Annotated in this window: 15 protein-coding genes and 1 pseudogene; 5 read left to right on the top strand and 11 right to left on the bottom strand. The window is 69.0% G+C overall.

Annotated elements, in window-relative coordinates; genetic code table 11:
- Positions 1-129: 129 nt before the first annotated feature.
- On the bottom strand, positions 130-369 hold the full coding sequence (locus ACI2LP_RS11970) for a chaplin (RefSeq protein ID WP_404724368.1): 240 nt from the start codon (positions 367-369) through the stop codon (positions 130-132).
- A gap of 233 nt (positions 370-602) precedes the next feature.
- On the opposite strand from ACI2LP_RS11970, the gene ACI2LP_RS11975 reads away from it, so the two are divergent.
- Positions 603-1,013, top strand: a complete 411-nt coding sequence (locus ACI2LP_RS11975) for a rodlin (RefSeq protein ID WP_404724369.1) — start codon at positions 603-605, stop codon at positions 1,011-1,013.
- 110 nt (positions 1,014-1,123) lie between these two features.
- On the opposite strand, the gene ACI2LP_RS11980 is transcribed toward ACI2LP_RS11975, so the two are convergent.
- The gene (locus tag ACI2LP_RS11980; protein ID WP_404724370.1) at positions 1,124-1,765 is read right to left on the bottom strand and encodes a vitamin K epoxide reductase family protein; all 642 of its coding nucleotides are present in this window, start codon (positions 1,763-1,765) and stop codon (positions 1,124-1,126) included.
- A 419-nt stretch (positions 1,766-2,184) separates the two neighbouring features.
- Here ACI2LP_RS11980 and ACI2LP_RS11985 point away from each other — a divergent pair, with 419 nt between their 5' ends.
- The 3 genes from ACI2LP_RS11985 to ACI2LP_RS11995 all read left to right on the top strand — a co-directional run bounded on the left by ACI2LP_RS11985 (position 2,185) and on the right by ACI2LP_RS11995 (position 4,055).
- On the top strand, positions 2,185-2,595 hold the full coding sequence (locus ACI2LP_RS11985) for a rodlin (protein WP_404724371.1): 411 nt from the start codon (positions 2,185-2,187) through the stop codon (positions 2,593-2,595).
- A gap of 305 nt (positions 2,596-2,900) precedes the next feature.
- Positions 2,901-3,134, top strand: coding sequence for a chaplin (locus ACI2LP_RS11990; RefSeq protein WP_404724372.1), 234 nt, complete (start codon positions 2,901-2,903; stop codon positions 3,132-3,134).
- A gap of 270 nt (positions 3,135-3,404) precedes the next feature.
- Positions 3,405-4,055 carry a DUF4360 domain-containing protein gene (locus tag ACI2LP_RS11995; protein WP_404724373.1) on the top strand — a complete coding sequence of 217 codons (651 nt, stop codon included), beginning with the start codon at positions 3,405-3,407 and terminating at the stop codon, positions 4,053-4,055.
- Positions 4,056-4,132: 77 nt separating this feature from the next.
- Here ACI2LP_RS11995 and ACI2LP_RS12000 read toward each other — a convergent pair whose 3' ends face one another.
- The 3 genes from ACI2LP_RS12000 to ACI2LP_RS12010 form a co-directional block, all read right to left on the bottom strand.
- Entirely contained in the window at positions 4,133-4,417 is a 285-nt protein-coding gene (locus ACI2LP_RS12000) for a chorismate mutase (protein WP_404724374.1), read from the bottom strand.
- Positions 4,418-4,669, bottom strand: a complete 252-nt coding sequence (locus tag ACI2LP_RS12005) for a hypothetical protein (RefSeq protein ID WP_404724375.1) — start codon at positions 4,667-4,669, stop codon at positions 4,418-4,420.
- 69 nt (positions 4,670-4,738) lie between these two features.
- Positions 4,739-5,101 (bottom strand): hypothetical protein, encoded by a 363-nt coding sequence (locus ACI2LP_RS12010; protein ID WP_404724376.1) that lies wholly within the window; start codon positions 5,099-5,101, stop codon positions 4,739-4,741.
- A gap of 100 nt (positions 5,102-5,201) precedes the next feature.
- Here ACI2LP_RS12010 and ACI2LP_RS12015 point away from each other — a divergent pair, with 100 nt between their 5' ends.
- A complete protein-coding gene (locus ACI2LP_RS12015) occupies positions 5,202-6,269 on the top strand; it encodes a helix-turn-helix domain-containing protein (RefSeq protein WP_404724377.1) in 1,068 nt (355 codons plus the stop codon).
- Positions 6,270-6,283: 14 nt separating this feature from the next.
- On the opposite strand, the pseudogene ACI2LP_RS12020 reads toward ACI2LP_RS12015, so the two are convergent.
- The 6 genes and pseudogenes from ACI2LP_RS12020 to ACI2LP_RS12045 all read right to left on the bottom strand — a co-directional run.
- Positions 6,284-7,249 (bottom strand): annotated as a pseudogene (locus tag ACI2LP_RS12020) (hydroxyacid dehydrogenase); the annotation flags it as partial.
- A complete protein-coding gene (locus ACI2LP_RS12025; protein ID WP_404724378.1) occupies positions 7,246-8,112 on the bottom strand; it encodes a 4'-phosphopantetheinyl transferase family protein in 867 nt (288 codons plus the stop codon). The gene ACI2LP_RS12025 and the pseudogene ACI2LP_RS12020, both read right to left, overlap by 4 nt.
- 11 nt (positions 8,113-8,123) lie before the next feature.
- On the bottom strand, positions 8,124-8,858 hold the full coding sequence (fabG, locus tag ACI2LP_RS12030; protein ID WP_404724379.1) for a 3-oxoacyl-[acyl-carrier-protein] reductase: 735 nt from the start codon (positions 8,856-8,858) through the stop codon (positions 8,124-8,126).
- Positions 8,855-9,973: a beta-ketoacyl synthase N-terminal-like domain-containing protein gene (locus ACI2LP_RS12035; protein WP_404724380.1), complete on the bottom strand. Its 1,119-nt coding sequence runs from the start codon at positions 9,971-9,973 to the stop codon at positions 8,855-8,857. Before ACI2LP_RS12035 ends, fabG begins: the two co-directional genes overlap by 4 nt.
- Complete coding sequence (locus ACI2LP_RS12040) at positions 9,970-11,211, bottom strand: beta-ketoacyl-[acyl-carrier-protein] synthase family protein (protein WP_404724381.1); 1,242 nt, start codon at positions 11,209-11,211, stop codon at positions 9,970-9,972. Before ACI2LP_RS12040 ends, ACI2LP_RS12035 begins: the two co-directional genes overlap by 4 nt.
- On the bottom strand, positions 11,208-11,465 hold the full coding sequence (locus ACI2LP_RS12045) for an acyl carrier protein (RefSeq protein WP_404724382.1): 258 nt from the start codon (positions 11,463-11,465) through the stop codon (positions 11,208-11,210). Before ACI2LP_RS12045 ends, ACI2LP_RS12040 begins: the two co-directional genes overlap by 4 nt.
- Positions 11,466-11,503 lie beyond the last annotated feature (38 nt).

Raw genomic sequence — 11,503 nt, forward strand, 5'->3', positions numbered from 1 at the left:
CCCGGGCGGGGCGCCCCCCCGCCCGGTGGCTGTGGATTTCCGCCGCTCCGGCACCTCCCCGGGAAACCAACCCCGGGGGCCCCCCCGGGGGGGGCCCGGGGGCCGCCACCCTGGTGTGACGGGCGCGGGTCAGCCGTTGGAGGCGACGTTGCCGAAGGCCGGGTTCAGGAGGCCGACCACGTTCACGGAGTTGCCGACGAGGTTCACCGGGACGTGGGTCGGAAGCTGGGCCAGGTTGCCGGAGAGCACACCCGGCGAGCCGGCGGCGGAACCTGACGCGGTCGTGTCGGCGAACGCGGAACCGGAGGCAGCACCAGCGGCGAGTCCAGCGGTGGCCAGCACCAGGGCGGCCTTCTTGGCAGTCTTCATGAGAAATAGCACCTTCTGCTCGATGTTCTGCCCAACATTAGGGCGCACACAGATCGAAACGGATTGCCCATAGAGATGACACGGCGACAGCGCCGGTACCCCCTGTTCAGCTCAATTTCCCTACGAGCGTGCCGATGCGGGCCAATTGAGTGAACCCGCAGAACCAATCACCAAAGGAGGTAGTTGACCAGGGAGCCCCACCAGCGGGCATCCACGAGACGTAAGGACGGAACATGCTCAAGAAGGTTATGGCCACTGCGGCGATCACCCTTTCCGTGGCGGCCGCGGGCGCGGCTATGGCACCGCAGGCTATGGCCATCGGCGATGACGAAGGCACGATGACGCAGAGCGGCAACGAGGCCAGCCAGTCGTTCGGCAACGCCGAGACCTACGGCGACATGAGCCCGCAGATCGGTCTCGTCCAGGGCTCGCTCAACAAGCCCTGCGTCGGTCTTCCCGCCAAGGCAAACCTCGGTTCGCTCGTCGGCGTCGTGCCCGTCGGGGTACAGGACATCCCGGTTCTGTCCGCCCCGCAGACCCAGCAGTGCACCGAGAACTCGACCCAGGCCAAGGGCGACGAACCGCTGTCGCACGTTCTCAGCAACATCCCGGTGCTGTCCGGAAACGGCTCCACCGACAGCTGAGGCCCACCGTCCGACGCCAGTCGGCACGCAGAGCCAGTCACATCGAAGACCCCGGCGCCTCTCGCAGGCCGCCGGGGTCTTTGCGTGTCCGTACGGGGAGTTGGCCCGGGTCAGCCGGTCCAGAAGTCCCACCAGCGGGTCAGGATCAGCATCCCGATGATCCCGATCCACAGCACCGGCGGCACCCAGTGGAACTCCAGCAGTGCCTTCCGCAGCCCCTGAGGCACTCGGATGAACCGGTGCTCGATGTTGTGCACCGTGACGTAGCAGAACATCACGATCGTGGCGACCCACGCCAACGAGCACCACAGGCACAGCGAGTTGATCTCGTACAGCGACTGGTACTGCAGCCAGGTGCAGAACCCCACCCCGAACAGACAGCCGGCATTGAGGCCCAGCCAGTACCAGCGGCGGTACCGCGCCCCCGCCAGCAGCGCCACCCCGATCGCGATCACCATCGAGTACGCAACAAGCCCCAGCATCGGATTCGGGAACCCGAACGCCGACGCCTGCTCGCTCTTCATGACGTTCCCGCAGGAAACGACCGGATTCAGACTGCACCCCGGCGTGAAACTGGGGTCCTCCAGCAGCTTGAACTTGTCGATCGTGATCACCCACGAAGCCAGCAGACCCGCCGCCCCCGTGATCACAAGCAGCCAGGCGAAGGGACGACTGCCGCCGATTTCGTCTCTGCGAGCCCTTCGGCTCCTCCCGTGTTCTGTGGGCACAGATCCGGTCACCGTGATTGTCATACTGTTTTCACCGCTTCGATTGCGTGCTGGACGGCCCCATTGTGCCCCAATCACGAATTGCTGTGACCGCCCGGAATTTCATTCGGCAGACGGGTGAATACGGCGCCTGGGCGACCGCCCGGGAATGATGGAATGGTGGAGCAGACCGTGCAAGCGATCTGCGCCCGGTGCAACCCTCCAGCCGGCGGCGCATTGCGTCGTGGGGCAGTCGTGCTTCCTGTTGGCATGGCGCATCCGGGTGCGCGCGACGGTCTGCTCTCACCGGCGGAGGGCTCCTCAATGGCCCTCCGCCGGTATTTACGTACCGGCCATCCATAAGCGCATTGCGGCATTCGAGTGACCGGACGGAACCAAACCAGCCGGACGCAGTTGATCAGTCTGCTCCGCGCTCGATCGGTCAAAGCGAAAAGGGACAAAAAGTGATCAAGAAGATTCTGGCCACCGCTGCGGTCACCGCTTCGATGGTGGGCGCCGGTGCCGCGATGGCTCCGCAGGCCCTTGCCATCGGCGACGACGGGGGCACCACCACGGAGAGCGGCGTCGGGGCCTCGCAGGTCTTCGGCAACTCCACCACCAACGGCGACATGAGCCCGCAGATCGGTCTCGTCCAGGGCTCCCTGAACAAGCCCTGCCTCGGCCTGCCGGCCAAGGCCAACGCCGGTTCGCTCATCGGCGTCGTGCCTGTCGGGGTACAGGACATCCCGGTCCTGTCCGCCCCACAGACCCAGCAGTGCACCGAGAACTCGACCCAGGCCAAGGGCGACGAACCGCTGTCGCACATCCTCGACAGCATTCCGGTCCTGTCCGGAAACGGCTCCACCGACAGCTAGTACGGGTTCGCCGCTGAGCGCCGCGCGTTCGGGGTGCACTCATTCAGGGCGTCATATGCTCGAGAGAAATAGAAATGACGCCCCTGAGAAGCAGGAACAGAGTTTCCGGCAAGGAATCTCCCCGGCGGTTCGATAAAGTGCCCATGCTGCATACGAGTGACTTTTCGAACGGGCGGTCATATTGAGGTTTCTTGGCGGGAATCCAGTCGTTACCAGTCCTGCAGAGGTGTTCACGAACAGGAAACTGGCAGCGCAGCGCGAAGGTCGCGCTTGCGTACGGCACCACTGCTGAAAGGATCCAAAAAATGAAGCACACGAAGGCTGCGGCCGTCGTCGCAGGCGTCCTCCTGGCCATGGGCGCCGCCGCCCCTGCCATGGCGGACGGGGATGCCATTGGTTCCGCTGTCAGCTCCCCCGGCGTCCTGTCGGGCAACGTCCTGCAGATTCCGCTCAGCATTCCGCTCAATGCCTGCGGCAACTCCCTCAACCTGATCGCGCTGCTGAACCCGACTATGGGCAACGCCTGCGTCATCGGCTGACATTCAGTACAAAGCGGCCCCGAGGTGCACGAAAGTGCGCCTCGGGGCCGCTTTTTTGTGATGGCTGATTCCGGCACATCGACGAGAGGCTGATAACGGACCTAGTCAGCCCCTGCGTTGGTACCTACCATTCCAGTCGTTCCGGCTCTTCGAGAAGCGCCCAGAAATGTTTTGAAGAGTTGACACGGTCATGCCTAATCGGCGTTCCTGGCCGAATTTGTCGTGGCCGGCTTCCGGATGAACCCCTCACATTTCCCCGATGGGAGAATCATGTCCCGTGCACTTTTCGCGGGCGGCGCGGCAGCGGCAATTCTCGCTTCCTTGCTGGCCTCTCAGAACGCTTCCGCCGTCAGCATCGCGCCCCCCGACAAAATCACGATCGACATCGCGACAGTCAACGGATCCGGCTGTCGTCCAGGGTCCGCCGCGGTGGCGGTGTCCGAGGACAACACCGCCTTCACCGTGACCTACAGCGAGTATCTCGCCAAGGTCGGCGTCGGGGCGACCCCGACCGACTACCGGAAGAACTGCCAGCTCAACCTCGTGGTGCATGTCCCGCAGGGCTTCACCTACGCGATCGCCAGCGCCGACTACCGCGGCTTCGCCAGCCTCCAGTCCGGCGCAACCGCCGCACAGAAGGCCTCGTACTACTTCCAGGGATCCCCGGACACGGCGTCCAGAAATCACCCCTTCAAGGGCCCGCTCGATGACAACTGGCAGGCCACCGACTCCACCGAGTGGGGACAACTGGTCTGGGCGCCCTGCGGGGTGAAGCGCAACTTCAACATAAACACCGAAGTGCGGGTCAACGCCGGGACATCGGATCCGAAGAAGACGACCAGCTTCATGACGATGGACTCCACGGACGGAGAGATCAACACCATCTACCGGCTCGCATGGAAGGTGTGCCCCGAGCCCTGAGCAGAATTGTTCTGAGCAAGCACGACGCCCCGGCCACCTCTCGGTGGCCGGGGCGGCAGTTGCACACCTGGGGGTGGTCAGCCCTCGGCCGCGGGGGACGACCCCCGGCAGATCTCCAGCAGTGCGAGCGAGATCGCCGTGCCCTGACGGCCGAAGCCGTCCGCGTACGACTTGATGATCTGCATCTCGCGGCCGGTGTCCGTACGCGAGCCCCCCTCGGCCATCCGGGCCCGCTGCACCGCGTGCGAGAGTTCGCGGCGGCGCTCGAACAGGGCCCGGATCTCGGCGTCGATCCGGTCGATGCCGGAGCGGAGCTCGCTCACATTCGCCCCGCGCAGGTGGTCCGGTTCAGCCGCGAGCATTTAGTCCCCCCAGGTGTTGCCGTTGATGGTGAGCTGGATCGACTGTGCGAGATCGTGCGGCTTCACCCCGAGCGTCGCCCCTGCCCCCGCGACGATACCGAGCACCGAGACCGACGCTCCCGTCGAAGACTCATGAGCGGTCTCCGTGGCGCCGGCCGTCGGCGCCAGAGCGATCAGCGCCGCAACTGCCGTCCCCATGGCGGCCGCGGGCATGGTGGCGATCCGTACGCGACGTTGCGCGATGTTCCCCATGACTGCTTCTCTCCCCCTGAAATCTCACTGCGATCGGGCGTTCCTCCCGACAGCCATGAGTCTTGCCTCTCACAACCCGTCCCGTCTGCAACACGGACTGTCAGGGTCCTGTGATGGCAACTCCCTGTCAGCCGGGACCAGTCCAAGCCGTTCCATGGCGAGTGGGAGCGGAACCGCTGGTTCCCACACGATCGCTGTGGTACCGGGTGAGGGTCGCAGTGCGCGGGCGACAAGAAGGGCCGCGGCCTCCTCCGTGCGGGCCGCGTCCGGGTGGCCGAGAAAGAGCACCAACTGCGCGTCACCGTCCGCCGCCAGGCTGAGATGAAGATGCTCCAGACGGTCCTCGGAGGTGACCACACGGCGGATCCGGTCGTCGAGCGCTTCCCCGGCGGTCAGCGCCCGCGCGGGCACTCTGGCCGTCACCAGGAACATGATTGCGCCTCCATGAACAGCAACTGAAACGAAACAGTGACTGGCAAGTAACGTTGCTGCTGATCGAATCTGGCTGAGATACTTGTTTTCGTCGCTGCGTGTGACCGCGCCGTTGACATGGGAGTTCTCCGGGGGGCGAACGTTGGACCAGTTAGGTCTGGATTCGGATGCAGAATCTGTCTATCGAGTACTGCTCAAAACACCCAGGGCGGGGGTGGCAGAGATCGCCGAGGTGCTCGGCTGGCCTGCCTCCAGGGTGACCGACACGCTCAATGAGCTGGCAGGACTCGCTCTGGTACGGAGGTCCTCGGAGGAACCGGACAAAATGCGGCTGGTCAACCCGGAGTTCGGGCTGGCCAGTCTGCTGCACCGCCAGGAACAGGAGCTGGCGGAGCGTCAACAGGCCATGGCGGCGGCCCGGTTGACCATCACACGGATGCTCACCGAGTACGACGACAGCCCCTCGGCCGAGACCAACGAAGTGCGCAGATACACCGGCCTGGACGCGATCAATTCGCAGATCGAGCGCCTGTCGCACAGCGCGGAGAGCGAGATAGCCGTATTTGCGCCACGCGGCGCACAGACCCGGGCGGCGCTCGACGCGGCGCGACCGCTCGACCGGAACGCCCTGAGCCGCGGCGTCCAGCTGCGCTACGTCTACCTCGACTCGATCCGCAACGACCCTGCGACGCTGGGCTATGCGCGCTGGCTGCAGGAGAGCGGCGGCGAGGTGCGCACCCTCCCGCAGCTGCCGCTGCGCATGATCATTTACGACCGTCGTACGGCCATCGTCCCCACCGATCCCGAGGCCGCGGCCAAGGGCATTCTGGTGCTCGAGGGCACCGGTGTGATCACCGCGCTCACCTCGCTGTTCCAACAGACCTGGGAGCAGGCGCAGCCGATCGGCGGCGCCCGGCCGCAGGAGCCGGAGGGCCTGACCCCGCAGGAGCAGGCCGTTCTGGACCTGCTCCTGGAAGGCCACACCGACGAGGTCGTCGCCCGCAAGCTGGGCGTATCGGTGCGCACCGGACGGCGTGTCACCGCGGAACTGATGGCACGCCTGGGCGCCCGCAGCCGCTTCCAGGCCGGAGCGCTCGCGATGGACCGGGGCTGGCTCGGTCCTGCGGGCTCCGACGAGGAAACGGATGCGGGCGCCGATGGAGGCTGACGTCACCGGTTGACCGCGAGGGCCCTGCCGGGGGCGTCGACTGCGTCGGGCACGGGCGCACCCGCGAGGGCAAGCAGTACGGACTCGGCGGCCTGGGTGCCCGCGCGCTCCTGCGCCTCGGGGGTGGAGGCGCCCAGATGCGGGGTGACGACCACGTTCGGCAGCTCGAACAGCGGGGAGTCGGTGCACGGTTCGGTGGCGTAGACATCGAGGGCGGCGCCGGCCACCCGGCCCTCCTTGAGGGCGGCGTACAGCTCGTTCTCGTCCACGATGCCGCCACGCGCCGCATTGACGATGCGCAGGTCGGAGCGGACCCGCTGGAGCGCGTCGAAGCCGATCAGGCCCGTCGTCTGTGGGGTGCGCGGCAGATGCACGGTGAGGAACTGCGCCCGGGCGAGCAGTTCGTCGAGGCCGACCAGCCGGACGCCGATCCCCGCCGCGTGCGTCTCGCTCGCGTACGGGTCGTACGCGATGACCTCCATGTCGAAGGCGGCAAGACGGCGGGCCACCAGCGAGCCGATCCGGCCGAGGCCGAGCACGCCGAGCGTCTTTCCGGCCAGCTCCACACCGGTGTACGAACTGCGCGCCCAGCGGCCCGCCTTGAGAGCCGCGTCGGCCTGCGGGACATGGCGGGCCACCGCCAGCAGCAGCGCCACGGCGTGCTCGGCGGCGCTGACGACATTGGAGGCGGGGGCGTTGACGACGGTGACACCGGCGGCGGTGGCCGCGGGGACGTCCACATTGTCCAGCCCGACGCCCGCGCGGGCGACGACCTTGAGGCGGGGGGCCGCGGCCAGCGCCTGGGCGTCGATGCGGGTGGCTGAGCGTACGAGCACGGCGTCGGCGTCGCGAAGCGCGGTGAGCAGCGCGGGGCGGTCCGTGCCGTCGACGTGCCGTACCTCGACGCTGCCGTCCTGGCCGAGTACGGACACGGCGGACGGGCTGAGCGCGTCGGCGATCAGAGCAACGTACGTACTCATGGGGCCAGTTCCCTTTCGGTGGTGGTCGTGCGCAGCAGTGCGGAGCCGTCGTGGACGGACAGGCGCAGCGGTGCGCCGACGGCGGCGAGCGCGGCCCGGTGGCCGGGGCCCGCGTCGAGGTCGTACAGGCGCAGCGGCAGCAGCGGGCGGTCCGGTCCGTCCCAGGACAGCAGCCGCGGCGGGGCGTGCGGGGCCGTGACCTTGAGCAGGTCCGGCGCGACCGCGAGGCCGTCGCCGGTCGACTTGAGCAGGGCCTCCTTGCGGGTCCAGTAACGGATGAAGCCGGCCGGGCGCGCGGCTTCGGGGAGCGTGGCGAGGACCGCGCGCTCCTGCGGGGCGAGGACCCTTGTCGCGACGTCGTGGGCGTACGGGGCGATCTCCTCGACGTCCACGCCGACCGGGGTGGTGTGGGCGAGGGCGACGAGCACCCGGTCTCCGGAGTGCGAGAGGGAGAGCCTGAGCGGACCGGGCGGCTGCGGCTTGCCGTGCGGGCCGCCGCAGTGCTTGCACACCACGGTGAACGTCACGTCGTGGGCGCTGAGCCCGAGTTGGGTCGCGACGGCGACGCGGGCGAGGGCGTGGGCGGTGAGGTAGAGGGCGCGGGCGGCGGGGTGGCGGAGTTCGGCGAGGCGGGTGCGTTCGCGGGTGTCGAGCAGCGCGTGCAGGCTGGGGTCGGCGTCGTCGGCCGACGCCCACCAGAGGTGGCAGTGGCCGGGCTGCAGGGCGGGGGCAGCCCCCGCCCCGGCCCTTCCCGTAACTGGGGCTCCGCCCCAGACCCTCCCCCTACGCCCCGAGGGCGTGGGGGGACCCCCAATACGGCCTTCGGCCGTGTCCGGGGTCGCCGGACGGGCTGGAACATCCACCCGGTGGGTCGTCACAGGCCGCCGTCCACGGGCAGGACCGCGCCGGTGATGTAGGCCGCGCGGGCGGAGGCCAGGAACGCCACGGCATCGGCGACCTCGGAGGTGAGTCCGGGCCGGCCGAGCGCGGTGCGTTCGGCGATCTGGTCCTTCATCGTGCCGTCGAGGCGGGCCGACATGTCGGTGTCGATGAGTCCCGGCGCGACCGCGTTGACCCGGATGCCGCGCCGGCCGACCTCCTTGGCCAGCGAGCGCGAGAACGCGATGATCCCGGCCTTGGAGGCCGCGTAGTTCGTCTGGCCGGCGTTGCCGTGCAGCCCGGAGACCGAGGAGACGGTCACGATGCTGCCCTTACGGCGCTTGAGCATGGGGAAGACGACGGCGCGGCAGACGTGGTAGACGCCGTCGAGGTTGGTGGCGATCACGTCGTGCCACTCGGCGTCGGACATCATCAGCAGCGGCTTGTCGCGGGTGATGCCGGCGGAGGTGACGGCGACCTCGACGGGGCCGAAGTCCTTCTCCGTACGGCTCACCCAGGCGCGCACGTCATCGGTGTCGCTGACGTCGACGCGCGCGGCGAGTGAGCGCGCGCCCGCCTCGGCGAGCTCCTTCTCCAGGTTGGCGGCGGCCTGTTCGTCGCCGCGGTAGCAGAAGGAGATGTCGTACCCCTCCTCGGCGAGCCGCAGCGCGGCGTTCCGTCCGATGCCGCGTGAGCCGCCGCTGATCAGGGCGACGGGGCGGGCGGTCATACGACACCGTCCGCCCTGCCGGAGCCGTCGGCGGCTTCACCGGTCGGTGTGCCGGAAGCGGGCGTGGCGTTCGTCAGCAGACGCAGGACCGCGCAGCCGACCGGGCCGTCCGGGTCCGTTGCGGTGATCAGGGCGATGCGGCCTGCCCCGTCCGGAGCCGACAGCAGTGCCGCGATCTGGAAGGAGGCCGTGGCCGCGGCCGTGTCGCCGAGCAGTGCGGGGGACGGGACCCGGTCCCGTGCCGAGGCGGTGAACAGCGCCTGGAGTACCTGCTGTTCCTGTTCGCCCGCCGGTCCCGGCGCGCCGCCCGGGACGGCTGCCCATATCTCGCCGGGGCGTACGCCCGCCGTGGTCAGCGCGTCGTGCACGGTTGCCGCGAGCGCGTCCGCGAAGTCCTCGGTCAGCGCGACGCGGTGGTGCACCGCGAGAACCTCGGCCAGGGCCCCTCCCGTGGCGTCGCCCGGTTCGAGCAGCACCATCGCGCAGCCTTCGCCGACGACGGCCTCGTCTCCGTACGCCCGGTGGGCCAGCTGGGCGCGGCTCGCCGAGTACTCCTCGACCGAGCCGCACAGCACCCGCCGGGCCCGGCCGTCCGCCAGCAGCCGCCGCGCGTGCGCGAGGGCGATCAGGCCCGAGAGACGGCCCGCCGCGACCGTGGAGTTGGGGCCTTTCAGGCCATGGCGGATCGCGCTCGCCGAAGCGGCCCTGTTCATCGCCATGTTGGGGACCTTCGACGGCGGTACGTCGATGGGCCGTTCGCCCTCCAGTGAGGCCTTGGTGAACTCCAGGAAGCCCTGGACACCGCCGGCCGCCGTGCCGAGGACCAGCCCGGTGCCGGTGTCGCCCTCCTCGTCGCCGAGCAGTTCCCGTACGGCCACGGCCGTCAGCCCGGTCATCCGGTCCATGCCGCGGGTGCCGACCCGGCCGAGCGCCTCGCGGACGTCGAACCCGGGGACGAGGCGAGCGGTGGCGGACGGCTCGGACAGCCATTCCTCGGGGGTGGCGGACGGCTCCGGTGCCGTGCCCGAGCGCAGGCCCTGGGTCAGGGCCTCACTGCCTGTGCCGTACGGCGACACGGCCGACCACGCAGTGATCACCGCGGTGGTGGTGCTCATCGGGCGTACTCCCCTCGGGGGTTCTCGTGGCGGCCGAGCAGTACGACGGCGTTGTTGCCTCCGAACGCGAGGCCGTTGTTCTGCACGATCCGGACGTCCGCGGAGACCGACTGATTGGGCACCACGTCGACGTCGCAGGTCGGGTCCGTCACACGGTGATTGGCCGTGGGCGGGATGAAGCCGTGCCGGATGGCGAGGGCCGATGCGATCGCGCCGAGCGCGCTGGCCGCGCCCATGGTGTGGCCGATCATGCCCTTGAGGCCCACGGTCCGCGGCGCGCCGTCCCCGTACACCTGGCGGATCGCCGCGATCTCGGTGGTGTCGTTGGTCGGTGTGCCGGTGCCGTGCGCCGAGATCAGGTCGACCTCCTCCGGCTTGACGGAGGCGTTGGCGAGGGCGAGGCGGATACAGCGGGCGACGCTGTCCTCCTCGGGGGCGGTGGGGTGTGCGGCATCGCAGTTGAGGCCGTAGCCGAGCACCTCGGCGTAGATGTGCGCGCCACGCTCCAGCGCCGACGCCTCGGTCTCCAGGAGCAGCAGGCCAGCGCCCTCGCCGGTGAGCAGGCCCTTGCGCTCGGAGTCGAAGGGGCGGCATTCGTCGGGGGCGATCAGGCCGAGCCGCGAGAAGCCCGCGAAGGTCTTGCGGTTCAGCGCGTCCGCGCCGCCGACGAGCGCCCATTCGGCCTCGCCGCTGCGCACCGTGTCGAAGCCGCTGCCGATGGCGTAGTTGCCGGCGGCGCAGGCGGTGGCGACGGTGCTGATCTCGACGTCGGACAGGCCCAGTTCACGGGCGACGTTCAGCGCGAGGGAGCCGGTGGCGGACCGGCTCATCGCCGCGCCCGTGAAGGCGCTGAGTCCGATGGCGAGCGCGGATTCGGCGAGCAGATCGAGCTCGCCGACCTCGCCGTCGGTGGTGCCGATGACGATGGTGCCGCGCCGCGCGCGCAGTTGCTCCTCGGTCAGTCCGGCGTCGTCGAGCGCCATCCGGGCCGCCGCGGCCGAGAACTGCGAGGCCCGCCCGGTCTCATCGGCCCGTACGTTCCGCAGCCACGTGGCCGCGTCGAACCCGTGGACCTGGTGGCCGCGGTTCGCCGGGAACCCGGCGGTGTCGAAGACGGTGATCTCACCGGTGCCGACCCGGCCCGCCTTCAGGGACTCGGTGAACTCCGCGACCCCGGTGCCGATGCTGGACAGGACCCCGCAGCCGGTGAGAACGACCCGGCGTGGCTCACTCGTCACGGCTGCCGCCCCTCGGCTGTGGCCAGCACCTCGAGGACGGCATCGAGGTGGATCAGCTTGACCAGGTCCTCCTGCGGGATGACCACGCCGAGCTCGGCCTCGATGCGGGACAGGATCTCGATGGCGCCGAGCGAGTCCGCGCCGTGGTCCTCGATGAACAGGCTGGTGGCGGTGAGCTCTTCGTCCTCCAGTTCAAGGACGTCGAGGATGATGGACCGGACGGCCGCCACGTCGGCAGATGCGTTGACAGTCATTGCGATGCCTCTCGGATGAGTTCGTTGCTGAGGGGTGG

This window comes from Streptomyces sp. NPDC019890 (assembly GCF_044903445.1).
In the GTDB taxonomy this organism is placed as follows: domain Bacteria; phylum Actinomycetota; class Actinomycetes; order Streptomycetales; family Streptomycetaceae; genus Streptomyces.